General features: G+C 69.8%; 27 protein-coding genes. 10 read left to right on the top strand and 17 right to left on the bottom strand.

Features of this window, described 5'->3' with window-relative positions; translation table 11 throughout:
- Positions 1 to 58: 58 nt before the first annotated feature.
- The 3 genes from G3N18_RS04160 to G3N18_RS04150 are packed head-to-tail and all read right to left on the bottom strand — an operon-like array spanning position 59 to position 3,622.
- On the bottom strand, positions 59 to 2,104 hold the full coding sequence (locus G3N18_RS04160; RefSeq protein ID WP_196383042.1) for a bifunctional aldolase/short-chain dehydrogenase: 2,046 nt from the start codon (positions 2,102 to 2,104) through the stop codon (positions 59 to 61).
- A 1-nt stretch (position 2,105) separates the two neighbouring features.
- On the bottom strand, positions 2,106 to 3,278 hold the full coding sequence (rhaI, locus tag G3N18_RS04155) for an L-rhamnose isomerase (protein WP_196383041.1): 1,173 nt from the start codon (positions 3,276 to 3,278) through the stop codon (positions 2,106 to 2,108).
- On the bottom strand, positions 3,275 to 3,622 hold the full coding sequence (locus tag G3N18_RS04150) for an L-rhamnose mutarotase (RefSeq protein ID WP_196383040.1): 348 nt from the start codon (positions 3,620 to 3,622) through the stop codon (positions 3,275 to 3,277). Before G3N18_RS04150 ends, rhaI begins: the two co-directional genes overlap by 4 nt.
- A 137-nt stretch (positions 3,623 to 3,759) precedes the next feature.
- Here G3N18_RS04150 and G3N18_RS04145 point away from each other — a divergent pair, with 137 nt between their 5' ends.
- A complete protein-coding gene (locus G3N18_RS04145) occupies positions 3,760 to 4,755 on the top strand; it encodes a substrate-binding domain-containing protein (RefSeq protein WP_196383039.1) in 996 nt (331 codons plus the stop codon).
- Between the two features lie 9 nt (positions 4,756 to 4,764).
- On the opposite strand, the gene G3N18_RS04140 is transcribed toward G3N18_RS04145, so the two are convergent.
- Positions 4,765 to 5,775: a LacI family DNA-binding transcriptional regulator gene (locus tag G3N18_RS04140; protein WP_196383038.1), complete on the bottom strand. Its 1,011-nt coding sequence runs from the start codon at positions 5,773 to 5,775 to the stop codon at positions 4,765 to 4,767.
- A 185-nt stretch (positions 5,776 to 5,960) separates the two neighbouring features.
- On the opposite strand from G3N18_RS04140, the gene G3N18_RS04135 reads away from it, so the two are divergent.
- From G3N18_RS04135 to rhaS, 4 genes are read left to right on the top strand one after another with little or no spacing between them, the layout of a single operon-like run.
- Positions 5,961 to 7,538 (top strand): ATP-binding cassette domain-containing protein, encoded by a 1,578-nt coding sequence (locus tag G3N18_RS04135; protein ID WP_196383037.1) that lies wholly within the window; start codon positions 5,961 to 5,963, stop codon positions 7,536 to 7,538.
- Positions 7,535 to 8,566 carry an ABC transporter permease gene (locus G3N18_RS04130; RefSeq protein WP_196383036.1) on the top strand — a complete coding sequence of 344 codons (1,032 nt, stop codon included), beginning with the start codon at positions 7,535 to 7,537 and terminating at the stop codon, positions 8,564 to 8,566. Before G3N18_RS04135 ends, G3N18_RS04130 begins: the two co-directional genes overlap by 4 nt.
- Positions 8,563 to 9,624: an ABC transporter permease gene (locus G3N18_RS04125; protein WP_196383035.1), complete on the top strand. Its 1,062-nt coding sequence runs from the start codon at positions 8,563 to 8,565 to the stop codon at positions 9,622 to 9,624. The genes G3N18_RS04130 and G3N18_RS04125 overlap by 4 nt, the downstream gene beginning before the upstream one ends.
- A gap of 58 nt (positions 9,625 to 9,682) precedes the next feature.
- Positions 9,683 to 10,729: a rhamnose ABC transporter substrate-binding protein gene (rhaS, locus tag G3N18_RS04120; RefSeq protein ID WP_196383034.1), complete on the top strand. Its 1,047-nt coding sequence runs from the start codon at positions 9,683 to 9,685 to the stop codon at positions 10,727 to 10,729.
- A 105-nt stretch (positions 10,730 to 10,834) separates the two neighbouring features.
- Here rhaS and G3N18_RS04115 read toward each other — a convergent pair whose 3' ends face one another.
- The 3 genes from G3N18_RS04115 to G3N18_RS04105 all read right to left on the bottom strand — a co-directional run bounded on the left by G3N18_RS04115 (position 10,835) and on the right by G3N18_RS04105 (position 14,507).
- A complete protein-coding gene (locus G3N18_RS04115) occupies positions 10,835 to 12,310 on the bottom strand; it encodes an MFS transporter (protein WP_230403845.1) in 1,476 nt (491 codons plus the stop codon).
- Positions 12,307 to 12,768: a MarR family winged helix-turn-helix transcriptional regulator gene (locus G3N18_RS04110; RefSeq protein WP_230403844.1), complete on the bottom strand. Its 462-nt coding sequence runs from the start codon at positions 12,766 to 12,768 to the stop codon at positions 12,307 to 12,309. Before G3N18_RS04110 ends, G3N18_RS04115 begins: the two co-directional genes overlap by 4 nt.
- Before the next feature lie 74 nt (positions 12,769 to 12,842).
- Positions 12,843 to 14,507 carry a DHA2 family efflux MFS transporter permease subunit gene (locus G3N18_RS04105; protein ID WP_196383031.1) on the bottom strand — a complete coding sequence of 555 codons (1,665 nt, stop codon included), beginning with the start codon at positions 14,505 to 14,507 and terminating at the stop codon, positions 12,843 to 12,845.
- Between the two features lie 118 nt (positions 14,508 to 14,625).
- Here G3N18_RS04105 and G3N18_RS04100 point away from each other — a divergent pair, with 118 nt between their 5' ends.
- From G3N18_RS04100 to G3N18_RS04090, 3 genes are all read left to right on the top strand, one after another.
- Positions 14,626 to 15,492 (top strand): alpha/beta hydrolase, encoded by an 867-nt coding sequence (locus G3N18_RS04100; RefSeq protein ID WP_196383030.1) that lies wholly within the window; start codon positions 14,626 to 14,628, stop codon positions 15,490 to 15,492.
- A 29-nt stretch (positions 15,493 to 15,521) separates the two neighbouring features.
- On the top strand, positions 15,522 to 16,571 hold the full coding sequence (locus tag G3N18_RS04095) for a lipoate-protein ligase LplAB (protein ID WP_196383029.1): 1,050 nt from the start codon (positions 15,522 to 15,524) through the stop codon (positions 16,569 to 16,571).
- 74 nt (positions 16,572 to 16,645) lie between these two features.
- Entirely contained in the window at positions 16,646 to 17,536 is an 891-nt protein-coding gene (locus G3N18_RS04090; RefSeq protein WP_338038253.1) for a DNA-methyltransferase, read from the top strand.
- Between the two features lie 59 nt (positions 17,537 to 17,595).
- Here the strand turns inward: G3N18_RS04090 and G3N18_RS04085 are convergent, their stop codons facing one another.
- On the bottom strand, positions 17,596 to 18,465 hold the full coding sequence (locus G3N18_RS04085) for an alpha/beta fold hydrolase (RefSeq protein ID WP_196383027.1): 870 nt from the start codon (positions 18,463 to 18,465) through the stop codon (positions 17,596 to 17,598).
- Positions 18,466 to 18,608: 143 nt separating this feature from the next.
- On the opposite strand from G3N18_RS04085, the gene G3N18_RS04080 reads away from it, so the two are divergent.
- Entirely contained in the window at positions 18,609 to 19,013 is a 405-nt protein-coding gene (locus tag G3N18_RS04080; protein ID WP_196383026.1) for an arsenate reductase ArsC, read from the top strand.
- A gap of 501 nt (positions 19,014 to 19,514) precedes the next feature.
- On the opposite strand, the gene galK is transcribed toward G3N18_RS04080, so the two are convergent.
- Positions 19,515 to 20,714, bottom strand: coding sequence for a galactokinase (gene galK, locus G3N18_RS04075; protein WP_196383025.1), 1,200 nt, complete (start codon positions 20,712 to 20,714; stop codon positions 19,515 to 19,517).
- Complete coding sequence (galT, locus tag G3N18_RS04070; RefSeq protein WP_196383061.1) at positions 20,711 to 21,874, bottom strand: galactose-1-phosphate uridylyltransferase; 1,164 nt, start codon at positions 21,872 to 21,874, stop codon at positions 20,711 to 20,713. Before galT ends, galK begins: the two co-directional genes overlap by 4 nt.
- A 132-nt stretch (positions 21,875 to 22,006) precedes the next feature.
- Between galT and G3N18_RS04065 the strand changes: the two genes are divergently transcribed.
- Entirely contained in the window at positions 22,007 to 23,017 is a 1,011-nt protein-coding gene (locus G3N18_RS04065; protein ID WP_230403843.1) for a LacI family DNA-binding transcriptional regulator, read from the top strand.
- A 63-nt stretch (positions 23,018 to 23,080) separates the two neighbouring features.
- On the opposite strand, the gene G3N18_RS04060 is transcribed toward G3N18_RS04065, so the two are convergent.
- The 7 genes from G3N18_RS04060 to galE form a co-directional block, all read right to left on the bottom strand.
- Positions 23,081 to 23,410 (bottom strand): hypothetical protein, encoded by a 330-nt coding sequence (locus tag G3N18_RS04060; RefSeq protein ID WP_196383024.1) that lies wholly within the window; start codon positions 23,408 to 23,410, stop codon positions 23,081 to 23,083.
- 153 nt (positions 23,411 to 23,563) lie between these two features.
- Positions 23,564 to 23,905: a hypothetical protein gene (locus G3N18_RS04055; protein WP_196383023.1), complete on the bottom strand. Its 342-nt coding sequence runs from the start codon at positions 23,903 to 23,905 to the stop codon at positions 23,564 to 23,566.
- A 110-nt stretch (positions 23,906 to 24,015) separates the two neighbouring features.
- Positions 24,016 to 24,396: an alpha/beta hydrolase gene (locus tag G3N18_RS04050; protein ID WP_196383022.1), complete on the bottom strand. Its 381-nt coding sequence runs from the start codon at positions 24,394 to 24,396 to the stop codon at positions 24,016 to 24,018.
- Positions 24,397 to 24,433: 37 nt separating this feature from the next.
- A complete protein-coding gene (locus G3N18_RS04045; RefSeq protein WP_196383021.1) occupies positions 24,434 to 25,348 on the bottom strand; it encodes a hypothetical protein in 915 nt (304 codons plus the stop codon).
- Positions 25,335 to 25,646, bottom strand: a complete 312-nt coding sequence (locus G3N18_RS04040) for a hypothetical protein (protein WP_196383020.1) — start codon at positions 25,644 to 25,646, stop codon at positions 25,335 to 25,337. Before G3N18_RS04040 ends, G3N18_RS04045 begins: the two co-directional genes overlap by 14 nt.
- A complete protein-coding gene (locus G3N18_RS04035; protein WP_196383019.1) occupies positions 25,643 to 25,858 on the bottom strand; it encodes a hypothetical protein in 216 nt (71 codons plus the stop codon). Before G3N18_RS04035 ends, G3N18_RS04040 begins: the two co-directional genes overlap by 4 nt.
- A 26-nt stretch (positions 25,859 to 25,884) precedes the next feature.
- Positions 25,885 to 26,895 (bottom strand): UDP-glucose 4-epimerase GalE, encoded by a 1,011-nt coding sequence (gene galE / locus G3N18_RS04030; RefSeq protein ID WP_420827079.1) that lies wholly within the window; start codon positions 26,893 to 26,895, stop codon positions 25,885 to 25,887.
- Positions 26,896 to 26,911 lie beyond the last annotated feature (16 nt).

Here is a 26,911-nt window from a genome sequence, read left to right as displayed (position 1 = left end):
GCCTGGGCGGTCGGGGCGGCCGACGCGGCCGGGGCGAGCGAGGGCGGGAGCGCGGACGTCATCGCAGGAACGCGGCGGCGACGCCCGAGTCGACGGGAATGTGCAGGCCCGTGGTGCGGGTGAGCTCGGGGCCGGTGAGCACGTAGACGGCGTCGGCGACGTTCTCGGGCACGACCTCGCGCTTGAGGATCGTGCGCTGGGCGTAGAACGCCCCGAGGTCTTTCTCTTCGACGCCGTAGGTCGCGGCGCGGTTCGCGCCCCAGCCCGAGGCGAAGATGCCCGAGCCGCGCACGACGCCGTCGGGGTTGATCCCGTTCACGCGCACGCCGTGCTCGCCGAGTTCGACGGCGAGCAGCCGCACCTGGTGCGCCTGGTCGGCCTTGGTCGCCGAGTAGGCGATGTTGTTCGGGCCGGCGAACACCGAGTTCTTCGACGAGATGTAGATGATGTCGCCGCCCAGGCGCTGCGCGATGAGCACGGATGCGGCGGCCTTCGACACCAGGAACGAGCCCTTCGCCATGACGTCGTGCTGCAGGTCCCAGTCCTTCTCGGTGGTCTCGAGGAGGGGCTTCGACAGCGAGAGGCCGGCGTTGTTCACGACGAGGTCGATGCCGCCGAAGGCGAGCACGGCGGCGTCGATCGCCGCCTGCACGGCATCGGCGTCGGCGACGTTCGCCGCGACACCGATCGCGACGTCGGTGCTGCCGAGCTCGGCGGCTGCGGCCTGGGCCTTCTCGAGATCGAGGTCGGCGACGACGACGCACGCCCCCTCGGCGGCGAGGCGGGTGGCGATCGCCTTGCCGATGCCCGACGCGGCGCCCGTCACGAACGCGATGCGCCCCTGGTGGGTCTTGGGCTTCGGCATCCGCTGCAGTTTCGCCTCTTCGAGCGCCCAGTACTCGATGCGGAACTTCTCAGCATCGGAGATGGGCGTGTACGTCGAGAGCGCCTCGGCGCCGCGCATGACGTTGATGGCGTTCACGTAGAACTCGCCCGCGACGCGCGCCGTCTGCTTGTTGGCGCCGTAGCTGAACATGCCGACACCCGGCACGAGCACGATGAGCGGATCGGCGCCGCGGATCGCGGGGCTCGAGGCATCGGCATGCGCGTCGTAGTAGGCCTGGTAGTCGGCGCGGTACTCGGCGTGCAGTTCGTGCAGGCGGGCGAGCTGGTCGTCGATCGATGCCGTGGCGGGCAGATCGAGGATGAGCGGCTTGACCTTGGTGCGCAAGAAGTGGTCGGGGCAGCTCGTGCCGAGGGCGGCGAGCTCGGGCGCCCGCTCGGATGCCAGGAAGTCGAGCACCACGTCGGTGTCGGTGTAGTGGCCCACCATCGGCTTGTCGGTCGATGCGAGCCCGCGGATCGTGGGGGCGAGCGCTGCGGCGCGCGCGTGCCGGTCGGCCTCGGTCAGCGCCTCGAACCCGGGCCGCACGCCGCCGAACGGGTCGGCGGCGCCGTGCTCGGCGATGTAGGCGGCGGCGGTGTCGATGATCCAGAGGCTGTGCGCCTCGGCATCCTCGCTCGTCTCGCCCCACGCCGTGATGCCGTGTCCGCCGAGGATCGTGCCGATCGCCTGCGGGTTCGCGGCCTTGATCTCGGCGATGTCGAGACCGAGCTGGAACCCGGGGCGGCGCCACGGCACCCACACGACCTTGTCGCCGAAGATCTGCTGTGTGAGCGCCTCGCCGTCGGCGGCGGTCGCGATCGCGATGCCGGCGTCGGGGTGCAGGTGATCGACGTGTGCGGCGTCGACGAGCCCGTGCATCGCGGTGTCGATCGAGGGAGCCGCGCCGCCCTTGCCGTGCAGGCAGTAGTCGAACGCGGCGACCATCTCGTCTTCGCGGTCGACGCCGGGGTAGACGTTCACGAGCGCTCGCATGCGATCGAGGCGCAGCAAGGCGAGGCCCTCGGGCTTCAGCGTGCCGAGGTCGCCGCCCGAGCCCTTGACCCACAGCAGCTCGACGGGCTCGCCCGTCACGGGGTCGATCTCGGTGCCCTTGGCCGACGTGTTGCCGCCGGCGTAGTTCGTGTTCTTCGGGTCGGCGCCCAGGCGGTTGCTCCGCGCGATCAGCGCGGCGGCGGTGGGGTTGGTCGCGTTCGTCATCTCAGGCACCCCATCCCGCCTGCACGCCGCCGACGCGTTCTTCGGCGATCTGCTGCTGATAACCGGATGCCAGATAGGCGGCCATCGGGTCGGCGGCGAGCCCCCGCTCCTCGCGCCACTGCGCGAGCTGCGGACGCACGTCGGTGTAGAAGGCATCCATCAGGATCGCGTTCGCGGCGAGCACGTCGTTCGCGTTTTGCGCCGCGGTGAGCGCCTCGCGGTCGATGAGCAGGGCGCGCGCCGTCATCTCCTGCACGTTCAGCACCGAGCGGATCTGCCCGGAGATCTTGTCTTCGATGTTGTGGCACTGGTCGAGCATGAAAGCCACGTCGGGGTTGTTCAGGCCGCCGCCGCGGATCACCTCGGCGACGATGCGGAACAGCTGGAACGGGTCGGCGGCGCCGACGATGAGGTCGTCATCGGCGTAGAAGCGGCTGTTGAAATCGAACGAGCCGAGCTTGCCGAGGCGCAGCAGCTGCATGACGATGAACTCGATGTTGGTGCCCGGCGCGTGGTGTCCCGTGTCGAGGCACACCATCGCCTTGTCGCCGAGGGCGGCGACCTGCACGTAGCTCGTGCCCCAGTCGGGAACGTCGGTGTGGTAGAACGCCGGCTCGAAGAACTTGTACTCGAGCACGAGGCGCTGGTTCTCGCCGAGGCGCGCGTAGATCTGCTGCAGCGAGTCGTGCAGGCGGTCCTGCCGGGCGCGCATGTCGTTCTGGCCGGGGTAGTTCGACCCCTCGGCGAGCCAGATCTTGAGGTCGCGCGAGCCCGTGGCATCCATGATGTCGATGCACTCGAGGTGGTGGTCGATCGCCTTCTGGCGGATGCCGCGGTCGTGGTGGGTCAGCGCGCCGAACTTGTAGTCCTCGTCTTGGAACGTGTTCGAGTTGATCGTGCCGAGGCTGAGGCCGAGGTCTTCGGCGTGGCGGCGCAGGGCCGCGTAGTCGGAGGTCTTGTCCCACGGGATGTGCAGCGCGACCGACGGCGCGAGGCGGGTGTAGGCGTTGACCTGTGCGGCGTCGGCGATCTTCTCGAACGGGTCGCGGGGGGTGCCGGGCGTCGGGAACACGCGGAAGCGCGTGCCCGAGTTGCCGAACGCCCAACTCGGAAGCTCGATCGCCTGGGCCTCGAGGGCGGCGAGATCGTCGGCGGTGAGGGTGCGAGTGCTCATGAGGGGATGCTTTCTGTGAGCTGATCGTGCAGGTTGAAGACTTCGACGAGGGGAGTGGCGGCCTGGTCCGCGCGCCCTGCCAGGTCGGTGAAGAACTCGGCCATGGATGCCTCCCAGCGGGTGGCGACCTCGGAGGAGGCGAGGTAGGCGCGCGACGCCTCGTCGTCGTCGGTCTCGTACGAGCCGAAAAGCGTGCCCGTCGAGCGGTCGAGGAAGATCGAGTAGTCGCGTCGTCCGGACGCCGCGATCTCGGCGAGCATCTCGGGCCAGACCGGGCTGTGCCGCGCGACGTACGCGTCGATCATGTCGGGGCGCACCGTCAGGCGGAAAGCGACGCGGGGCATGTCACTCCTTCGTGAGTGTCGCAGGAGCGGGGGCGGTGGTCGCTCTCGCTGAATCGATCCATTCGTGAATCGTTTCAAACTGTAATGTGGATGCCACGATCCGTCAAGCGGCCCTCCGGCCGGTCAGGGGTGCTTCCGTGGCAGTGAGTGTCAAAGACGTGGCGCAGGCCGCTGCGGTCTCGGTCGGCACCGTCTCGAATGTGCTCAACCGCCCCGAGAAGGTGGCGCCCGACACCGTCGCGCGCGTTCACGAGGTAATCAAGCGTCTCGGCTTCGTGCGCAACGACGCCGCCCGTCAGCTGCGCGCCGGGCGCAGCCGCTCGATCGGACTGATCGTGCTCGATTCCGCCAACCCGTTCTTCGCCGAGGTCGCCCGGGGGGCGGAGGAGCGTGCGGCCGGGGAAGGCCTCTCGGTTCTGCTCGGCAACAGCGATCAGAACCCGACGCGCGAGAGCGGTTACCTCGACCTGTTCCGAGAGCAGCGCGTGAACGGGGTGCTGCTGACCCCGACCGACCTCGCCGATCCGGTGCTCCTGCACGCGGGCATCCCCCTCGTGCTCGTCGACGGCGAGCTCGTCGGCGGGGAGCTGTCTTCGGTGGCCGTCGATGACATAGAAGGTGGGCACCTCGCCGTCTCGCACCTGCTCGCCATCGGGCGCCGCCGCATCGCGTTCGTCGGCGGCCCGCTTGCGATCCGTCAGGTCGCCGACCGTCTCGAGGGGGCGCGGCGAGCGCTGGCGGCGGTACCCGACGCCACGCTCGAAGTGATCGAGCAGGGTGCGCTGACCGTCCTCGCCGGCCGAGATGCAGGGGAGCGGATCGCCCACCGCCCCGCCGATGAGCGGCCCGACGCGGTGTTCTGCGCCAACGATCTGCTCGCCGTCGGGGTGCTGCAGGGCACCGCGATCCTCGGCGAGGTGCGCGTGCCGGGCGACCTCGCGATCATCGGCTACGACGACATCGATTTCGCGGAGGCGACCGTGGTGCCCCTCTCCTCGATCCGTCAACCCGCACGTGACATCGGGGCGACGGCCGTCGAACTCCTGCTCGAGCGTCTCGCCGACCCAGACGCCGCGCCTCGACGCGTGCGCTTCCGCCCCGAACTCGTCATCCGGGCGTCGACCGCCGGCTGAGCGCCGGGCTCAGCTTGCCGCCGTCGAGCGTCGAACGACGAGCTCGGGCTGGAACACGGTCTGGCGGGGGATGAGTTCGGCGTCGTCGCACTCTTCCAGCAGTATCCGCAGCGCCGTCCGCCCGATCATCCGGCTCGGCTGCCGGATGGTCGACAACGGCACGGCCGCCGCCGCGGCGAACGAGATGTCGTCGAAGCCGACGAGTGCGATCTCGTTCGGCACGAGCATCCGCTCTCCTACGACGAGCGACTGCAGGAGCCCCAGTGCGGTGAGGTCGTTCGCCGCGAACATCGCGTCGGGCCATTCCCGACGCGGACGGGCGAGCACCCGTCTGCCGACCTCGACGCCCTCTGCGACCGTCATCGCCGAGGTGGCCAGAACCTCGATCTGCACGTCGCCCAGCGCGTTGTCGGCGGCGACGCGCGCACCGGCCAGGCGATCGGTGACCTGTCGCATGTCCATAGGCCCGCCGACGAAGGCGATGCGCCGGCGTCCCGTCGCGATGAGGTGTTCGACGGCCATCCGTCCTCCCGCCACGGAGTCCACCGACACCGAACTGAACCGGCTGGTGCCCCCGAAACGGTCGACGAGCACCGAGCGGATGCCGCGCGATCGCAGGCGCTCGAGGCGGGGCAGGATGTCGCCGTAGGGCGAGATGAGTACGCCGCGCACCTGCTGCTCCTCGAACAGGTCCAGGTACATCCGCTCGCGAGTCGAGTCCTCGTCGGTGTTGCCGTAGAGAATGGCGATGCCGTGACGGGATGCCTCGTCCTCGGCGCCGCGCACGACGTCGCCCGCAAAGGGGTTCTGGCCGTTGAGGACGACGAACCCCACCGTCGTGGACACGCCGGCGCGGAGCTTACGTGCCGCGTCGTTGCGCACGTAGCCGAGCTCGCCGATGGCGCGGTGCACCCGCGTCGCCGACTCCGCCGACACCGATTCCGGCCGGTTGAGCACGTTGGAGACGGTCCCCACGGAAACGCCCGCGGCGTCGGCGACGTCTTTGATGCTCACCGCCATGTGTGCTCCTTTGCTGCTCTGGCATGTTCGTCCGCGGCCCGAGTGGGCGGATGCCACCACCGCGGGTCGTGTCCGTTCCGTGACTTGACCTCGCGTCGGTGCGATGCCTACAGTATCCATGAATCGACCCTGAATCGATTCATCGCCCCTTCAGCTCATGCTCTCGCCTCAACGAGGAGGAACCCGTGCCGACCAGCGCCACGCCCGAGCCGCCGTCGCCGCCGCCCGCTGACGGTCCCGTCGTCCTCGAACTCGAGAAGGTCGTCAAGTCGTTCGGTGCGGTGATCGCCCTGCGCTCCGGCAGCATCCGGCTGCAGTCGGGATCGATCCACGCCCTCATCGGCGAGAACGGTGCGGGAAAGTCGACCCTCGTCAAGATCGTCGCGGGTCTCTACCGACGCGACGGCGGCGAGTTCCGCCTCGATGGCGAAGAGGTCGACTTCAGTTCGACCGCGCAGTCGAAGGCCGCGGGCGTCGCCGTGATCTACCAGGAACCCACGCTCTTCCCCGACTTGTCGGTGACCGAGAACATCTTCATGGGGCGCCAGATCACCGGCCGATTCGGTCGCATCGACCGCAAGGCCATGCGACACGAGGTCGAGCGCCTGTTCACACGGCTCGGTGTCACGATCGATCCCGACCGCCCCGCCGAGGGTCTGTCGATCGCCGATCAGCAGGTCATCGAGATCGCCAAGGCTGTCTCGCTCGACGCCAAGGTGCTGATCATGGACGAGCCGACGGCGGCGCTCTCGGGCGTCGAGGTCGAGCGACTGTTCACGATCGCACGCAGCCTGCGCGACGAAGGCCGCGGGCTCATCTTCATCTCGCACCGCTTCGACGAGGTGTTCGCCCTGTGCGACACGGTCACCGTGATGCGCGACGGGTCGTACATCTCCACGACGCCCATCGCGGAGACGACACCCACCGAGCTCGTCCGGCAGATGGTCGGTCGCGACGTGACCGAGCTCTTCCCCAAGCAGGACACCGAAATCGGCGCGCCCCTGCTCGAGGTCGACGGCCTCACCTCGCCCGGCGTGTTCCACGACATCTCGTTCACGGTGCGCACCGGAGAGATCGTCGGCCTCGCCGGACTCGTCGGGGCGGGCCGCAGTGAAGTCGCGCGCGCCGTCTTCGGGGTCGATGATTACCGTGGGGGCACTGTCACCATGAAGGGCCGCCGCGTGCGCCGGGGCCGCCCGACCGAGGCGATGCGCGCGGGTCTCGCGCTCGTGCCCGAAGACCGCCGCAAGCAGGGCCTCGTGATCGAGACGGGCGTGAGCCGCAACATCACGATGGCGATCCGCCACCAGCTCGCCCGCTTCGGACTCATCACGACCCGCGCGGAGAACCGCTCGGCGCGGGTGTGGGCGAGCCGCCTCGAGGTGAAGACATACGCGCTCGACACGGTCGCGGCGACCCTGTCGGGCGGGAACCAGCAGAAGGTCGTGCTCGCGAAGTGGCTCGCCACCGAGCCCGACGTCCTCATCATCGACGAGCCGACGCGCGGCATCGATGTCGGCACGAAGGCCGAGGTCCATCGGCTCCTCTCCGAGCTCGCAGGCCGAGGCATGGGCATCCTCATGATCTCGTCCGAGCTTCCCGAGGTGCTCGGCATGGCCGATCGGGTGCTCGTCATGCGCGAGGGCCGGATCACCGCCGAGATCGACCGAGCGGATGCCACGAGCGAGAACGTCATGTTCGCCGCGACGCACGCCTCACCGCAATCCGTCGGCGAACGCCACGCATCGGAGCAGCACGCATGACCTTCACGTCCACCACCCGCATCCCCGTCTCGGGCGTCACCCGGCGCATCGGCGCTCTGGGCAAGGCGCGCGAGTTCGGCATCCTCATCGCACTCGCCGTCGTCATCGTCGCCGCGACCGCGAAGAACCCCTCGTTCCTGTTCTCGCCCGACGGCTGGCGCGACCTGCTGCTGACGCCCTCGATCCTGGTGCTCGTCGCCATCGGTCAGGCCATCGTCATCATCACCCGCAACGTCGACCTCTCGGTCGGGTCGGTCATGGGTCTGTCGGCCTACCTCACCGGGCGGCTCTTCATCGACGTGCCGAGCCTGCCGATCCCCGTGGTCGTGCTGCTCGCCGTGCTGTTCGGGGCGTTCCTCGGGCTCGTCAACGGCGCGCTCGTCGCGTTCGCCCGGGTGCCGGCCATGGTGATCACCCTCGGCACGCTCTACGCGTATCGCGGCATCAACGTGATGTGGGCCGGTTCGACACGCGTGAACGCCTCCGACATCCCGCGCGAGTTCCTGGCAGTGGGCACGGGTCAAGTGCTCACCATCCCGATCCTCGCGATCGTGGCCGCGGTGATCCTCGTCGTCATCGCCTGGTACATGCGCAACACCCGTGGGGGCCGCGAGTACTACGCGATCGGGTCCGACCCCGCGGCCGCCGAGCTCTACGGCCTGCGCGTCACCCGGCGCGTCCTCAGCGCGTTCGTCCTCTCGGGCGCGCTCGCGGGCCTGGCCGGTGTCTTCTACGTCGCCCGCTACGGCACCGTGAGCTCGCAGGCCGGTGCCGGATGGGAACTGGATGCCGTGGGCGCGGCCGTCATCGGCGGCGTCGCCATCACCGGCGGCGTCGGAACGGTCTGGGGCGCCGCGATCGGCGCGATGCTGCTCATGACCATCAACCGGGCGCTGCCGATCCTCGGCATCCCCGACTTCTGGCAGCGCGCCGTCGTCGGCGTGCTCATCATCGGCGCCATCGTGCTCGACCGCTGGCTCGCGGTGCGGCAGCGACAGCGTCTCATCGAAGCGAGGGACCAGTCATGACGACCGCGACCACCACCACGACGACCTCCACCAACCGGGTGACGCGCGACTTCGAGAAGCCGCTGTGGCGCCGCATCCTGATCAGCCGCGAGAGCGCGATCGTCGCGCTGCTCATCATCGTGACGGCCTATGCGGTCGCCAATGTGCGCGGGTTCGGCCAGCCCATCACGCTGACCTACCTGCTCATGGACGTCGCGCCGATCCTCCTCATCGCGTTGCCGATGACGCTCATCATGATCACGGGCGAGATCGATCTGTCGGTCGGCAGCATGGTGGGCCTCGCGAGCGTGATCACCGGCGCCGGAGTGCAAGCCGGCATGCCGTTCGAGGTGGCCGCGCTGCTGGCGCTGGTCGTGGGAGTCGTCGGAGGCGCGTTCAACGGCTTCCTCGTGACCGTCGTGGGCCTGCCTTCGCTCGCGGTGACGATCGGCACCCTGGCACTCTTCCGCGGCATCGCGATCGGCACCCTGGGCACGACGGCCGTCACCGACTTCCCCGAGGCCTGGACGGCCCTCGCCAAAGCGAAGATCGCCGGCACGACGATCCCCTACATCATGGTGCCCTTCGTGATCCTGCTCGTCATCTTCGTGATCGTGCTGCACTTCACCCCGTTCGGTCGCGGCGTCTACGCGATCGGTCTGTCGAAGGATGCCGCGCGGTTCAGCGGCATCCACGTCGAGCGCACGAAGTTCATCCTTTTCGTGCTCGCCGGTGTCGTCTCGGCCTTCGCCGGCATCTACTTCACGCTCCGGTTCGGCAGCGCCCGCGGCGACAACGCGACGGGCCTCGAACTGCAGGTGATCGCGGCGGTCGTGCTCGGCGGTGTCTCGGTCTTCGGTGGGCGCGGTCAGCTCTACGGCGTCGTCGCCGCCGTGCTCCTCATCGGCGTGCTCTCGAGCGCGCTGCGCCTGGCGAACGTCACCTCCGACGTCATCAGCGTCGTCACCGGCGTGCTGCTGGTGCTGTCGGTCGTCGGGGCGAGCGTGCTCACCTGGCTCCAGCGAACCCGGCGGCGCCCGCGCCGCCTCCCCAACGTCGCAGCATCCACAGCATCATGACGCTGCGCTCTCCCGGTCCGGCATCCGTCGCGGCCGTCCGCACGAAAGGAAGAAAACAATGACGTTTGCACGCAAGCGTGTGGCGGCCGTCGCCGCCATGGCGGTCGCCGCCGCGCTCGCCCTTGCCGGATGCGCCGACACCGGAACCTCCGGCGGAGGCTCGACCGGTGACGCGGGCAGCGGATCGAGCGAGAACCTCGCGATCACGTTCCTGCCCAAGAATCTCGGCAACCCCTACTTCGACACGTCGAGCAAGGGCGGCAAGGCCGCCGTCGACGAGCTCGGCGGCACCTTCGCCGAGGTTGGACCGGCCGAGGCCACGCCCGACGCGCAGGTGAGCTACATCAACACCGCCACGCAGCAGGGCGTCGGGGGCCTCGTCGTCTCGGCGAACGACCCGAAGGCGATCTGCGACGCGCTCAACGAGGCCCGTGACGCGGGTGTGAAGGTCGTCACCTTCGACTCAGACACCAACGCCGACTGCCGTGACCTGTTCATCAACCAGGCCACCTCCGACGGCATCGCCAAGGCCCAGGTCGACCTCATCACCGAGCAGATCGGTGACTCCGGTGAGGTTGCGGTGCTCTCCGCCTCGGCGAACGCGACGAACCAGAACACCTGGATCGAGAAGATGAAGGAGCTGCTGGCGGCGGATCACCCGAACGTGCAGCTCGTCGAGGTCGTCTACGGCGACGACGACGACCAGACGTCGTTCGACAAGACGGCGGCGCTGCTGCAGTCGCACCCGAACCTCAAGGGCATCATCTCGCCCACCACGGTCGGCATCGCCGCTGCGGCGCGTTACCTGTCCACCTCCGACTACAAGGGCAAGGTGGCGCTCACCGGTCTCGGTACGCCGAACCAGATGCGCGAGTACGTCAAGGACGGCACCGTCACCGCGTTCGCACTGTGGAACCCGGAAGACCTGGGCTACCTCGCCGCGTACGCCACCGCGGCGCTGATCAAGGGTGAGATCACCGGCAAGGAAGGTGACACGTTCGAAGCCGGCAAGCTCGGCTCGTTCACCGTCGGTGAGGACGCCACCGTGCTCCTCGGCGACCCGTACGTGTTCAAGGCCGACAACATCGACGACTTCGACTTCTGAGTCGTCACGCAGAGGCGCCCCGGTCGGATTCTCCGACCGGGGCGCCTCCGTCATGCGTGGGGTAGTCGCCCGACGCCTCGTCGTCGCGGGAGGCGGAACGGCCGCTCAGCCGCGGTTGTCCCGCCGGCCGTTGATCAACCGGTCGCGAGAGGCCTCGCACTCGTCGTCGAGGCACTCGCCGTCATCGAGGCGCTCTGCCGCCGGGCGGCGCGGGTCGCTCGCCAGGTCGGGCACGGTGACGCTCGGCAGCCGGATGGGCGTGGTCGCGGCGACCTCGTCGCTGAACTCTTCGGGGGCGACCCGGTTCACGACCGAGATCGGGCGGGTCTCGTCGAGCGAGAACGCGAAGCGGCGCGACTCGTGCCGGTGCAGGCGCCCCGAGAGCACGAGCCACGAGAACCCGATCGCGAACGCGAGGAGCGCGGCGCCGGCGCCGAGCCAGATCGCGGCCCGGGGGCCGGCGTGCGCGGCGACGTAGCCCACGATCGGGGCGCCGACGGGAGTGCCGCCCATGAGGATCGCCATGTACAGCGCGAGCACCCGCCCGCGCAGCGCCGGGTCGGTCGTCGTCTGCACGTAGCCGTTCGCGGTCGTCAGCGTCGTGACGACGGCGAACCCGGTGAGCATGAGCGTTGCGGCATACAGCCAATAACTGGGGGCGAGCGCCGAGAGCGACGCGGCGACGGCGAACATCCCCGTGCCGACGATCACGAGGCGGATGCGGGCGCGGTCGCGGCGTGCGGCCAGCAGCGCACCGGCCAGCGACCCGATCGCGAGGATCGACGAGAGCAGGCCGTAGCCGTCGGCATCCCGCCCGAATTCGAGCGCCATGGTCGACGCGAAGATCGGGAAGTTCATGCCGAACGCGCCCAGCAAGAAGACCATCGCGAACGTGACCATGAGGTCGGGGCGCCGGCGCACGTAGCGGAACCCGTCGGCGAGCCGGTTGGCGCCGGTCGCCTTCACGCGCGGCACGAGCTCGTCGGTGCGGATCACCCGCAGCGCCACGATCATCGCGAGGAACGCGACGGCGTTGACCAGGAACACCCAGCCCGTGCCGACCGCGACGATCACGATGCCGGCGACGGCGGGCCCGATCATGCGCGCGGTGTTGAACGAGGCCGCGTTCAGCGCGACGGCGTTCGACGCGTTCTCTTGCGACACGAGGTCGGAGACGAACGCCTGCCGGCTCGGGTTGTCGAAGGCGGCCACCACACCGAGCGCCACCGCGAACACGAGCATGAGCGGCAGCGTCATGACTCCGCGCAGCAGCAGCACGCCGATCGTCAGCCCCAGCACGAGCAGCAGGCTCTGCGTCAGCATGAGCAGCTTTCGCCGGTCGAACCGGTCGGCGACCCACCCGGTGACCCCGACGAGCAGCAGCGGCGGCGCGAACTGCAGGGCCATCGTGATGCCCATCGCGCCGGCGTCGTTGTGCGTGAGCTGAGTCAGCACCACCCAGCTGAGGGCGGTCGACTGCATCCACGCGCCGACGTTCGACACGAGCGCGCCGATGAACCAGACGCGGTAGTTGAAGATCGAGAACGAGCGGAACATGGCGCTTCCGTTGCCTGAGCTCATCGGGCGGCCACCTCTCGCATGATCGCGGCGGCCTCGTGCAAGATCGCGCGCTGCGCGGGGGTGAGGGCGGCGAGGGATGCCTCGAGCCACGAGTCCCGGCGGCGCATGGTCTCGGCCACGACGTCCCGACCGGCGTCGGTCAGGGCGATGTTGACCTTGCGGCGGTCGACGTCGTCGGGCGTGCGGGTGAGGTACCCCGACTCTTCGAGGCAGTTGACCGTGCGGTTCATCGACGGCGCCGACACGCGCTCGCGCTCGGCCAGTTCGCCGAGGGTGTGCGGGCCGTGGCTCGACAGCCCCGCCAGCACCGCGAACTGCCCGTCGCTCATCGAGTCGACCGCGCGCTGCGACCGCAGCCGCCGGGCGAGACGGAAGGTCGACATGCGAAAGTCGGATGCCTCGGAAGCGAGGTCGAGCGTGGGATCGGGCGGGGTGGCGGATGTGTCAGGGGTACTCATGCTTATCGTTAGCATAGCTCATTAGCCTTGCTAACGAAATGGTGCGGCGCGTTCGCCCGGGCGCCCAGGGCGCCTCAGGGTGTCGTGCCCGCGCGCGCCGCCGAGTCGCCGTCTCCCGCGCCACCGGCATCCTCGCCATCCGCCGCACCCTCGTCATCCTCGCGCCGAGACCGCCCCAGCGGGATCGTCGCGACCAGGCCGACGACCAGGAACCCTGCCGCCGTGAACGCGGCGAGCCGGGTGCCGTCAGAGAACGCCTGCTTCGCGGCGTCGCCCACTTCGGCCGTCTGCGGGTTGCCCGCAAGCCCCGCGATCGCCGCGCCGGCGCTGTCGACGACGGCCGACACCACCCGGTCGCGCTGCTCCGCCGGCAGTCCACGGTCATCGAGCGACGACGACAGGATGCCGGCGGTCGAGGTGAACAAGACAGTGCCGAGGATCGCGATGCCGAGTGCCGAGCCGACCTGCCGCGCCGTGGATTGGGTGCCCGAGCCCTGCCCCGACAACTGCACCGGGACGTCCTGCAAGATGACCCCGGTCAGCTGGGCTGTCGCGAGCCCCACCCCGAACCCGTAGACGAACAGCGCGGGGAGCAGCCAGCCCCAGGCATCCCCGCTCCCGGCATCCCACCCGACGACGACACCCGCCGCGGCGACGCCGATGATCTCGGCGACGAGGCCCACGCGCACGACGAGCACGGGGCTGATGCGACCGCTCATCGCCCCCGCGAACCCGCTCGCGACGAACGACCCGACGGCGAGGGCGAGCAGCACGAGGCCGGTCTGCAAGGCGCTGAACCCCAGCACGAACTGCAGCCACAGCGGCAGCGACAAGATGATGCCGAACTCGCCGAGCGCGACGACGAGCGCGGCGACGTTGCCGCTGCGGAACGTCGCGATCGTGAACAGGCGCGGGTCGAGCAGCGTCGACTTGCCCGCTTTCGCGCGGCCACGCGACCACGCGATGAACGCGACGAGGGCGAGCGCCGCGAGGGCCAACGCGAACGGCACCGGCGACACGACGAAGGGCCACGTCCACCCGCCGATCGTGAACGGGTCGTTCACCGCCCACCAGCCCAGGGTGCGCCCCTCGATGAGGCCGAACACGAGCGACCCGAAGAGCACGACCGACAGCACCGCGCCGACGAGGTCGATGCGCCCACGCGAGCCTTCGCGCGATTCGCTGACCGCCCACAGCACGCCGATGATGATGAGGATGCCGAGGGGCACGTTGATGCCGAAGGCCCACCGCCACGAGAACGCGGTCGTGAGCCATCCGCCCAGGAGCGGCCCGACCGCGGCCATGCCGCCGATCGTCGAGCCCCAGACGGCGAAGGCGGTGCCGCGCTCGCGCCCGCGGAAGGTCGCGTTCAGCAGCGACAGCGTGCTCGGCAGCATCATCGCGCCGCCGACGCCCTGCACGAGGCGTGCCCCGATCAACAGGTCGGCGGTCGGCGCGAAGGCGGCGCCCACCGACGCCGCGGCGAAGAGCACCACACCGATCAGCAGCAGTCGCCGCCGGCCGAACCGGTCGGCGAGGCTGCCGAACAGCAGCAGAAGGGAGGCGAAGACGAGGGTGTACGCCTCTTGCACCCACTGCACCTGGGTCGACGAGAGGTCGAGCTCGTCGACGATCGCGGGCACGGCGACGTTGACGATGGTCGAGTCGACGATGATGAGCGCGACCGCGAGGCTGATGAAGACCAGTCCGAACCAGCGCAGTGATGTCTTGTCCTTCACGAATCGCTCGCTTATCTAGCGAAATCTGTTCTGCATAGAGGCCTCCACATCGGGCGGAGAGACGCGCGCCGAGAAGGATGCCTCGTGCGCAGGCATCCGCTTCCTCTAGGCTCGCGGCGTGACCGAGCCCACCGAACGCACCTATACTGACGCGCACGGCGTCGAGATCGTCTTCGATCACTACCCCGCAGCGGGCGACCCGCGCGCCGTGGTGCAGCTGCTGCACGGCATCGGCGAGCATGCCCGGCGGTACGGCAACCTCATCGACGCGCTCACCGCCGACGGGTACATCGTCTACGCCGACGACCATCGCGGGCACGGGCGCACCGGCGAGCGCCAGCACGGCGGCGACCCGAGCAAGATCGGGCACCTCGGAGTCGGGGGACTCCGAGCGACGGTCGCGGCGCTCTCGCAGTTCACCGAGCTCATCCGCGCCGAGAACCCCGGCCTGCCGCTCGTGATCCTCGGGCACTCGTGGGGGTCGTTCATGACCCAGGGCCTCTACAACGAGCATCCCGACAGCTACGACGCGGTCGTCCTCAGCGGCTCGGCCTATCGCATGCTCGGCTACATGAACGTCGGCAACCTCAACAAGAGGTGGGATTCGAAGACCTCCAACGGCACCGAATGGATGGCGAGCGACCCCGCGGTCGGCGAGGCGTTCCTCGCCGATCCGTACACGACGACCGTGCCCATGCAGCGCCTGTTCAGCCCCGGCGATCAGCTGCGGGTGCTCGGGCGGCCGGCGCGTGACATCCGTGCACCGCGGCCCGTGCTGATCCTCGTCGGCTCCGACGACCCGCTCGGCGGCCCGCGCAGCATCGAGAAGCTCGCCGACTCGTACCGCCATCGGTCGGGTCTGAGCGACGTGACCGCGATCGTCTACGAGGGCGCGCGGCACGAGATCTTCAACGAGCCGCTGCAGGGAGAGGTGCGCGACGACCTGCTCGCGTGGCTCGACGCCCGCATCGCCGTGCGCGACTGAGGGCGCGGCCGCAGACCTAGGCTGGGGTCATGCACGGAGAGTACAAGGTTCCGGGCGGCAAGCTCGTCGTCGTCGATCTCGAGGTCCATGACGGCCGCATCGCCGACTTCCACCTCGCCGGTGACTTCTTTCTCGAGCCCGACGACGCCCTGCAGCACATCGATGCCGCCGTCACCGGGCTGCCGGTGGAGACGGATGCCGCGGCCATCGCCGCCGCCGTGCGCGCCGCTCTTCCCGAGGGCGCTCAGCTGCTCGGCTTCACCCCCGAGTCGGTGGGCACGGCCGTGCGCCGCGCCCTCGTCACGGCACCGGGGTGGAAGGACTTCACGTGGGAGGTCGTGCACGAGAAGGCCGTCTCGCCGCGGATGAACCTCGCGCTCGACGAGGTGCTCACGGCGCGCGTCGGCGCGGGGCTTCGGAACCCGACGCTGCGCATCTGGGAGTGGGACGAGTCGGCCGTCGTGATCGGCTCGTTCCAGTCCTACCGCAACGAGGTCGACCCCGAGGGCGCGGCCCGGCACGGCTACGACGTCGTCCGTCGCATCTCGGGCGGCGGCGCGATGATGATGGGTGCGGGCTCGATCGTCACGTATTCGCTGTACGTACCGGCATCCCTCGTGGCCGGCATGACCTTCGCCGACTCGTACGCCTTCCTCGACGACTGGGTGCTGCAGGCGCTGCGCTCGCTCGGCATCGAGGCGACCTACCAGCCGCTCAACGACATCACCTCGCCGAAGGGCAAGATCGGCGGCGCCGCGCAGAAGCGTCTCGCGGCGGGCGGTGTGCTGCACCACGCGACGATGTCGTACGACATGGACGGACAGGTGATGACCGAGGTACTGCGCATCGGCCGCGAGAAGCTCAGCGACAAGGGCACCACGTCTGCCGCCAAGCGCGTCGACCCGCTGCGCAGCCAGACGGGCCTGCCCCGCGAGGCCATCATCGAGCGCCTGAAAGACACGTTCACGACGCTCTACGGCGCCGCCCCCGGGCAGATCTCGCCCGACGAGTACGCCGAGGCGGAGGCGCTCGTCGCCTCGAAGTTCGCCACCGACGCGTGGCTGCACCGCGTTCCGTGACCGGCGCCCCCGACCACGCGCCGGCCCCCGCCGTCCCCGATCCCGCCGCCCCCGCCGACCTCGTTCCCGGCCAGATCGACATCATCGAGGGTGACAATCTCGCGGTCGCCCGCACGCTGCCGAGCGGCGGGTTCACCCTGATCTACCTCGATCCGCCGTTCAACACGGGCCGCCGCCAGCACCGGTCGATCGAGCAGGCGGTCACGACCTCGGAGAATCGCCCCGAACAGGCCGCCGACGGCGGAGGATCGGCCGAAACCGAACCGGAACTCCGAGGTCATGAACGCGCGCCGGTCAAGGCCGGGTTCCGCGGCACGAGCTACGCGCGCCTGAGCGGTGACCTGCGCCGCTACGACGACCGGTGGGGCGACTACTGGGACTTCCTCGAGCCGCGGCTGCGCGAGGCGTGGCGACTGCTGGCCGACGACGGCACGCTCTACCTGCATCTCGACTACCGAGAGGCGCACTACGCCAAAGTGATGCTCGACGCCCTGTTCGGCCGCGAGTGCTTTCTCAACGAGCTCATCTGGGCCTACGACTACGGCGCCAAGTCGCGGCGACGCTGGCCGACCAAGCACGACACGATCCTCGTCTACGTGAAAGACCCGAAGGGGTACTACTTCGACTCCGAAGGCGTCGACCGCGAGCCCTACATGGCGCCGGGGCTCGTCACCCCCGAGAAGGCGGCGCGGGGAAAGCTGCCGACCGACGTGTGGTGGCACACGATCGTCCCCACGAGCGGGCGCGAGAAGACGGGCTACCCCACCCAGAAGCCCGAGGGTGTTCTGCGGCGCATCGTGCAGGCATCCAGCCGCCCCGGCGATCGCGTGCTCGACCTGTTCGCCGGCAGCGGCACGACCGGCGCCGTCGCCGCGGCGCTCGGCCGCGATGCCGTGCTCGTCGACGAGAATCCCGAGGCGATCGCGGTGATGCGGCGACGGATGCCCGCTGCGACCGTGCACTGAGCGCGGGCGTGTTGGGCCCGCGGTCGCGCGGGCTGTCGTGGCATCCGTGTCGCTAATCTTTACCGAAGAACGTTCGGTTTTCGGCTCAAGAACGCGAGCAGCGCCTCGTTGACCTCCGCGGCGTGCGTGCGCAGCAGCCCGTGCGGGGCGCCCGCGATCTCGACGTAGGTGAGCGGCGTCGAGGCGGGGACGAGGTTCTTGAACCGGCGCGCGGTCGCGTCGATCGGCAGGATGTTGTCGGCGGTGCCGTGCACGATGAGGGTCGGCACCGTGATCGCGGGGATGTCTCCGCGGAAGTCGGTCGGCCAGGTGAGGGGAGCGGCGGCGATGGCCGCGTTCCCGGCCTGGTTCGCGACCTGCACGCTCGCGTCGACGGCCTCTTGCGAGATGCGGTCGCCGAGCAGGTCGTCGAGGTTGTAGAAGCCGCGGAAGAACCCGGTGAGGAACGCGTACCGGTCTTTCGCCACGGCATCGGCTGTTCCGTCGAAGAAGGACTGGTCGCCGGCGCCGTCGGGGTTGTCGTCGGTGATCAGCAGGTACGGCTCGAGCGATCCGAAGAAGGCCGCCTTCGCGACGCGGTCCGAGCCGTAGCGGGAGAGGTAGCGCGCGATCTCGCCGGTGCCCATCGAGAAGCCGACGAGCACCGCATCGTGCAGATCGAGGTCGTCGATCAAGGCGTGCAGGTCGGCGGCGAACGTGTCGTAGTCCGAGCCGGTCGCCGTCTTCGAAGAGGCGCCGAACCCGCGCCGGTCGTACGCGATCACCCGAAAGCCGGCGTCGCGTAGGGCGCGGCTCTGCAGGTCCCACGACTCGCCGTTCAGCGGGAACCCGTGGATCAGCACGACGGGCTGGCCGTCTGACGGGCCCTGGTCGGTGTAGAAGATGTCGACGTCGGCCGAGTTCTCGGTCGCCACGGTGAGGTAGGCCACGGGGTTCCTTTCGGCGGGGCAGCCCGGTGCCGCCGCTCGCTTCGACGCTACGTGGCGGGCGGGTTGGATGCCAGGGGCTTGCGGCGCGGCGCTCACGTCGCCGCCGCGCGCCGCTAACATCTCACGTGAGTGAAAGAGGCAAGATGACCGAGACGACGAGGCCCGCGGTGCTGTTCGTGTGCGTGCACAACGCCGGCCGGTCGCAGATGGCCGCCGGGTACCTGCAGGCGCTCGCGGGTGATCGCATCGACGTGTTCTCGGCCGGGAGCGAACCCGGCGACCGGGTGAACCCGGCCGCGGTCGCGGTGATGGCCGAAGAGGGCATCGACCTCAGCGCGGCGACCCCGCTCGTGCTCACGGTCGACGCCGTGCGCCGTGCCGACGTCGTGATCACGATGGGCTGCGGCGATGCGTGCCCGATCTTTCCGGGCCGGCGCTACGAGGATTGGCCGCTCGACGACCCGGCCGGTCAGTCGGACGAGGCGGTGCGGGCGATCCGTGACGAGATCAAGGCGCGCGTCGAGACGCTCATCGCCGAGCTCGTCTGAGCCGGCTCGCCGTCACGGCCCGGACCCGCGCGCGGCCCGCCGTGCACGAAGCCCGCAGAATCGCACCAACTCCGCACCGAAACCCCGTGATCGGTGCGGAGTACGTGGCATCCTGCGGAGTTCGTTCGCCCGTCCGTTCGTCCGGGCTCCGGATGCCTGCCGCCGAGCGTCGAGCGCTGGATGCCTGCCGCGCCGGGTGCCGCCCCCGCCGTCGACGCTACGGGGCCGGCGGGGTGGATGCCAGGGGCTTGCGCCTGCCTCACGCCTCCGCCCACCCCGGGGCGTCGTCCCCATTCGGACAGTCGTCGTCCCACTCGGGGTGTGGTTTTGTCCCAGAAGGGGTTGCGTTCGGGGTTCCGAATCGACCGCTTATGGGACGAGGCATCCGGCACTGCGCCTGAGTTGACAGGGGCAGAGGTGACCCCGCGCGGGGACAGGTGTCCCGAGCGCCCGAGTTGGGCGAGTCCGCGCGCCGCCCCGCGTTCAGGCGTCCTCTTGAGCTCAGGCGTCGCGGCGGGCGCCGGCGGACGGGTGCACGGTGAAGACATGCGGCTTGGCGAACCCTGCCTCCGCGAACGCCGCCTCGACCGCGGCGGTCACGTCCGGCACGAGATCGCGGTCGACGAGCGCGATCGCGGAGCCGCCGAATCCGCCGCCGGTCATGCGGGCGCCGACGGCTCCCGCCGCGCGCGCCGTGTCGACGGCGAGGTCGAGCTCGGGGACCGAGATCTCGAAATCGTCGCGCATCGAGGCGTGCGAGGCATCCAGCAGTCCGCCGATCGCGCGAGGCCCCTCGGCGCGGAGCGTCCGCACCGCGTCCTGTACCCGTTCGTCCTCCGTGACGACGTGGCGGACGCGTCGGAAGGTGACGTCGTCCATGAGCTCCTGCGCGCGCGGCAGGTCGTCGGTCGTGAGGTCGCGCAGCGCCTCGACCCCCATGATCGCCGCACCCCGCTCACAGGCGGCGCGGCGCTCGCCGTACCCGCCCGTGGAGTGCGCGTGCGTCACGCGCGTGTCGATGACGAGGACCTCGAGGCCCGCCGGCGCGAAACCGAGCTCGACCACCTCGGCCTCGAGCGACCGGCAGTCGAGGAAGATCCCTGCGTCGCGCTCGCCGAGCATCGCGGCCATCTGGTCCATGATCCCGGTGGGGGCTCCGACGGCCTCGTTCTCGGCCCGCCGGCCCGCCCGCGCGAGCGCGACACGGCTCTCGTCGAGGTTCCAGATGTCGTTCAGCGCCGCGGCACTCGCGCCCTCGATCGCTGCCGACGACGAGAGACCTGCACCGACCGGCACGTCGGAGGCGACCGCGATGTCGATTCCGGGGAGGGATGCCGAGGCATCCGCCCCGCCGCCGTCGCGGGCACCCCGCGCGTGCTGCAGCGCCCACGCGACCCCCAGCGGATAGCGCGCCCACTCGACGACCTCGTCGCGGCGGTCGGGGAAGAGCGTGTCGAGATCGGCGAGGGCGACCTCGACCGGTACCTCGTCGAAGGTCGAGACGACCCGGATGCGCCCGTCGTCGCGCGTGCCGACCGCGACGACCGTGCGGAAGTCGATCGCGAACGGGAACACGAACCCGTCGTTGTAGTCGGTGTGCTCGCCGATGAGATTCACGCGCCCCGGTGCCGACCAGAGGCCCACGGGATCGTGACCGGTCAGGTCGGCGAAGAGGCGGCGGGCGTTCGCATCGGTCGTCACAGCTGCACTCCTTCGACGGCTTCGCGGAGCCGGTCTGCGGCGGGTTCGGGGGGCACGTCGCCGATCCAGGCGCCCATGGCGGCCTCCGACCCGGCGAGGTATTTCAGTCTGTCGGCGGCGCGTCGCGGGCTCGTGATCTGCAGATTGAGGCGGACGGCATGCCGCCCGACGTGCACGGGCGCCTGGTGCCAGGCGGCGATGTACGGCGTGGGCGTGTCGTACAGGGCGTCGACGCCGCGCAGTAGGCGCAGGTAGAACGGTGCGAGCTCATCGCGTTCGGCATCCGTCAGCCCGGCGAAGTCGGCGACGTGACGGTGGGGCAGCACGTGCAGCTCGATCGGCCAACGGGCGGCGAACGGCACGAACGCCGTGAAGTGCTCGCCGCGCGCGACGACCCGGGGACCGTTCTGCTCGAACTCGAGGATGCGCGCGAAGAGGTCCGGAGCGGTGCGGTCGATCGAATCGAGCAGGCGCTGGGTGCGCGGTGTGATGTACGGGTAGGCGTAGATCTGGCCGTGCGGGTGGTGCAGGGTCACCCCGATCGCCTCACCCCGGTTCTCGAACGGGAAGACCTGCTGGATGCCGGGGAGCTCCGACAGCGCGGCGGTGCGGTCGGCCCACGCCTCGATCACGGTGCGGGCGCGGGTGACCGTCTGCGTGCCGAACGAGCCGGTGCGCTCGGGGGAGAAGCACACGACCTCGCAGCGGCCGACGCTCGTGCGGGTGCGCCCGAGCCCGAGGTGCGCCAGATCGTCGAGCCCGCGCGGAGGGTCGGCGGCGGCGGGGGCGTCGCCGGTCGCCTCGGCGAGGCCGGGCCCGAACGAGGGCGAGCGGTTCTCGAATACGGCGACGTCGTACGCCGAGGGGATCTCCGACGGGTTCGTCGGGGTCTGCGGGGCGAGCGGGTCGAGTTCGGCGGGCGGCAGGAACGCGCGGTTCTGCCGGGCGGCGGCGACCGAGACCCAGTCTCCGGTGAGCACGTCCTGCCGCATGGTGGCGGTGTCGGGCCGGGGGTCGAGGATGCGCGCGTCGACGCTACGCTCGGGCCCGAGAGTCGTGTCCGGGTCGTCGAAGTAGATGAGCTCGCGCCCGTCGGCGAGGTGGGTCGGCCGCTTGACGACGCCGGCGCCGAGGGTCTGCGCGGGCGTCTCTGTTCGCAACCTCGGAGTTTCCACGATGACACGCTACCGGCGAGGCGTGTTATCGTCAACATCGACGGATTGTCCGATGTTGTGAACGCGCCCGCCGCGTGGGCGGCTCGCGGGGGCCGAACGGTGCGGGAGGGTGGACGAATGCAGCGCAGGGTGTCGATGGTCGATGTGGCGGCCGCGGCCGGGGTATCGGGGCAGACCGTGTCGCGCGTGGTCAACGGCAGTCCCCGGGTCGACCCCGCCACGCGCGCCCGGGTCGAGGCGGCGATGGAACGGCTCGGCTATCGGATGCACCGCGCGGCGCGGGCGCTGCGCACCGGCCGCACCGAGACGATCGGGCTCATGGTGTCGTCGCTCGCGACCGTCGGCAACTCGCGCATGCTGCAGGCGATCGCCGACGCGGCCGCCGCGCGCGGCTACGCGCTGACGGTCGTGACGGCCTCTAGCGCCGACGCGGTCGCCGACGGGTTCGCTCGGCTGCACGACCAGGGAATCGACGGGGCCATCATCCTCAACGAGGCCACCGCCGTCGCTGAGGGCCTCGCCCGCCCCGAGGGTCTCGCTCTCGTCGTGGTCGACGCGGCGCACCCGCTCGCCGGATCGGGCATCGCCTCGGTGCGCACCGATCACGCCGTCGGCGCGCGCGCCGCGACGGAGCATCTGCTCGCGCGGGTCGGCCCCGGCGGCGGTACCGTCCATCACCTCGCGGGGCCCACGGACTCCTTCGCCGCGGCAGAGCGCGAGCGCGGCTGGCGTGAGGCGCTCGTCGCCGCGGGACGCGCCGTGCCCGAGCCGGCTCGCGGGGACTGGACGGCGGCGTCGGGTCACTCCGCTCTCGAGCGCATTCTCGACGGCGCGTGGGGCGGCGACGCGGTGACGGCGCTGTTCGCCGCCAACGACCAGATGGCGCTCGGCGCCCTGCGCGCTCTCGCAGATCGCGGGCGCCGTGTTCCCGACGACGTCGCCGTGGTGGGGTTCGACGACATCGCCGATGCCGCCGACTATCGCCCGCCGCTGTCGACCATCCGGCAGGATTTCGATCAGCTCGGCGAGCGGGCGCTCACCACTCTGGCAGCCCTCATCGCCGGTGACGAAGCGGCCGGCGTCGTTCTCGAACCGCAGCTCGTCGTCCGCCAGAGCTCCGCGGGGTGAGGCGGGACAGAGCGTGGGACAGAGCTCGGGTCGGTCGAGAGAGGGATGCCTCGATGCGTTGCCTCAGGACTTCTCCCAATACGACGCGGCCACGAGCGAGTCGAAGAAGTCGAGCATGAGGTTCGGGATGTCGCCCATCGGCGTCGAGAACGTGGCGACGACGAGTTGCTTCGAATCGGGGACCGTGTACCAGTAGTCCGCCGTGAGCGTGCGTACGTGCGCGGCGGGCTGCTCCGGCAGTTCCTGCCCGTCGAGGTGGTGCAGTCGCAGGATCTCGGATCCCGCTGTCGACGACGTGCGGGCCGTGTCGAGGTGCCCCATGCCGATCTGCGCGAAGGACTTCTGCAGCGCGCCCATGACGGTCTCGGCCTCGGTGCCCACGGCGGGGCTCATGTGCATGCCGTATCGTCGCGTCGATGTCGCGCCTGCCGATGACGGATGCCACGAACTCCGACACCAGGGCGGTGCTGTCGAGCTGATTCAAAAGCACGGGGTGCCACGACCCCATCAGCCGGAAGCGCAGGGGCGGGGTCTCGGCGCGAACGGTCACTCGCCGGTGCCGAGGGTGTCGTCGAGCATCTCGCGAGGAACGCTGATGCCCGCCCCGACCTTGCTGTAGCGCAGGCCGAGCCCGTCCGCCGCGGTGGTCAGGTCGAAGGACGATCCGCCCTCGTCCGTCGCGAACACGTCGACGTGCCCGGGATCGAGGTCGCCCGCGTGGCGCGCGGCTTTCAACACGTTGCCGAGCTCGTCGGAGGTGACGGGCTCGGATCCCGACAGAACGATGTCGAGCGTCCAGCCCCACGACAGTCCGTCGACGCTCTTCTCTGCGGAGACGCTGACCACCCGCTGGTCCGCGGAGATGACCGCTTCGCCGACCTGTGACACGTGTTCCTCCTCGGTCCCCTGTGACGGTGCGCACGCCGCGCACAGTATGGCGACGGCGACGACGATGCCCGCGAGGGCGAATCTTCTGCGCGGGTTCACTCGTGCCATGCTTAGTACTCCGTCTGGGTGTAGCTGTCTTCGGTGTCGAAGAACCGGTCGAGGTCATGGACGTCGCCGAGGTCCTGCAGATGCTCTTCGAGAGTGATGCTGTACTGGGCCGCGTTGTGGATCTGCGACACGTCGGTCGGGTCGCCCGGAGCCGTGTCCGTGATCGTCTGCCAATTGTCTCGCTGCGGCGGGGCGGTGAAGAAATCGAGCGTCGGCACGGGATCGCCCTCGTGCTGCACGGAGATGACGCGGGTCGAGTCGGGGATCGGCATGTTGTCGATCGGTGCGCCGCAGACGACGATCGCGTCGAAGTTGTACCGATCCGAGCGATTCGCTGCGAGGTGCCCCGCGAGAATCCCTCCCTGACTGAATCCGACCAGCATGACCGGGTCACCGTTGGGGCCGCCACGCACCCCCGCCTTATCCATCGCTTCGAGGACGGCGCGCGTACTGCGTTCGCAGGCTCGGGAAGAGAACGAGCGCCATGTTGCTGTCCACATCGTTGACGGCGCCGGAGTCCTGCATCGCAGAGAACAGAGAGAGGTCCTCGTCGGACATGAACGGGGCCAGCGCCTGCCAGTCCTGCGTGCTCGGCAGCACGATGCGCCAAGACACGGTTCCGTCGGCCCCGATGATCTTCTCGATCTTGACGACGCTCTGGTCGGCGCCGCCCTCCTTGTCGACGAACCCGGCTTCGCCGAAGACGTCCTCCAGTCCGTCCGTGGTGCCGCCGTCGCGCTTCGGTTCGTACGGCTTCACGGTCGGCGTCTGCTTGCCGACATCACTCCACACGCGCACCAGCACCAGGGAGCCCACGATGAGCACGAACGCCGCGCCCGCGAGCAGCAAGAGGGGGATGATCAGCTCCGGGGCCAGGACCAGTGCCGCGATCAGGGCCACCGCGGCCACGAGGGCCACCACGACCAGGAGCACCACCAGCAGCACCGTCAAGACCGTGGCGATGACGTCGACGAGGATCGAGACGAGGTCGGCGAAGAACTCGCTGACCCACGTGCCGATCGCGCTGAAGACGTCGCCGACACCCTCCCAGAAAGCGTTCCACCTGTCCCCGAACGAGTCGGACCCCTCGTCGATGACCGTTTCGATCGCCGCGATCGCGCGGTCTGCAGCTGCGCGGATGTCGTCGCGGGCGCGGGAGAGGGTTCTGCGGGCGTCGACGATCTCTTGATTCGCTTGGCCGAGGCGCCGGTTCAGCGTCCAGTACTCGTCGCGGAGCGCGTCGGTGGAATCCCCCATCGCTTCCGCCTGGGTGGTCTTGTTCTGGTTGTCCCAGAGATCCGATTGGATGCTGTAGGTGCGGCTAGAAGTCCGCACGCGAGATCGCCTCGCGTGCGGTCGCCTGGATGGGGGCGAGTTCGACGGCGAAGGTCTGCAGGGCGGCCGCTGTGCCGCGGTATCGCTTCTCGGCCGCGCTGAGCGATGAACGCGTCGTGTCGGCCGTCGTCGTGATGGCATCGATCGCGTCGCTCTTCTGCCCGTCGATAAGCGAGACCATCGCCTGTGTCGCGCGCGCGATCGCATCGGCGGCTTTGTCGAGGTCGGTCGCGCGCGCGCCCAGCTGGTCGGGTCGCCCGTCGAACAGGTCGGCGTAGTCGGCTTCGAGAAGACTCACTTCGGAGCCTCGTCGATCGCTGCCTCGACGGCCGCCTGCGAGAGCGAATCGGCGAGCTCGACGTCGAGGTGGGTCATGACATCCATGACGGTGCTGATCGAGTCGCGCACGAAGGCCAGTTGCTCTTCCAGCGTCTCGCGGTGGATGTCCCAGTTGTCGGCGAAGTCGCGCACCTTGCTCGCGAGGCGGCTCTCATGGGGAGAACTACCCATACGGGGATCGGGGCGGTGCGTGAGGGTCAGCCCCTGGAGATCGGTCCGGGCTCGCTCGTGGGCGCGGCCCTTCGCGCCTCCCATCCGGTGCGGACCATCTCGTCGACCGTGTACCGGTTTCGCCAGTCGAGATCGCGCGCGGCGAGCTCGCCGGTCGCGACGATGCGGTCGGGGTCGCCGGGTCGGCGCGGCCCGATGACGGGGGCGAACGGGATGCCGGTGACCCGCGCCATGGCATCCATGATCTCCCTCACACTGAGACCGTTCTGCGAGCCGAGGTTGTAGGCCGGCTCGATCGGCGCACCCGACTCGAGCCGCTGCGCGGCGACGACGTGCGCCGCGGCGATGTCGCCGACGTGCACGTAGTCGCGCACGTTCGTGCCGTCGGGGGTGTCGTAGTCGTCGCCGTTGATCTGCGGGGTCTCGCCGGCGAGCAGCTTCTCGAACACGATCGGGAAGAGGTTGTGCGGGCTCGTGTCGTACACGGCCGGGTCGGCGGAGCCGACGACGTTGAAGTAGCGCAGCGACGTGTGGCGCAGCGGGTGCTCATCGGATGCCGTGGCGACGCCCTGGTCGCGCAGCAGCCACTCGCCGATGAGCTTCGATTCGCCGTACGGCGAGGTGGGCCGCTTGGGAAGGTCTTCCGTCACGAGGGGAACCTCGGGGGTGCCGAACACGGCGGCGCTCGAGGAGAACACGACGTTGTGCACCCCGGCATCCGCCATCGCGGCGAGCACGACGCGCGTGCCCTCGACGTTCTGCTCGTACGTGTGCAGCGGGCGCTGCACCGACACGCCCGCGTACTTGAAGCCGGCGACGTGGATGACGCCCGTCACCGCGTGCTCGCGCATCGTGGCGACCAGCAGGTCGCGGTCGAGGATCGTGCCCTGCACGAACGGAACCCCGTCCGGGACGAACGCGGCATGCCCGCTCGACAGATCGTCGACCACGACGGGCGCGATGCCCGCCGCCTGCAGTGCGCGCACCACGTGCGCTCCGATGTATCCGGCTCCTCCGGTGACCAACCACGTCGTCATGCCATCCATCCTGCCC

It is taken from the genome of Microbacterium paulum (assembly GCF_015707995.1).
Classification (GTDB): Bacteria; Actinomycetota; Actinomycetes; order Actinomycetales; family Microbacteriaceae; genus Microbacterium; species Microbacterium paulum.
Note: the sequence above shows the minus strand (reverse complement) of the source record. Positions and strands in the feature narration are given on the sequence as shown.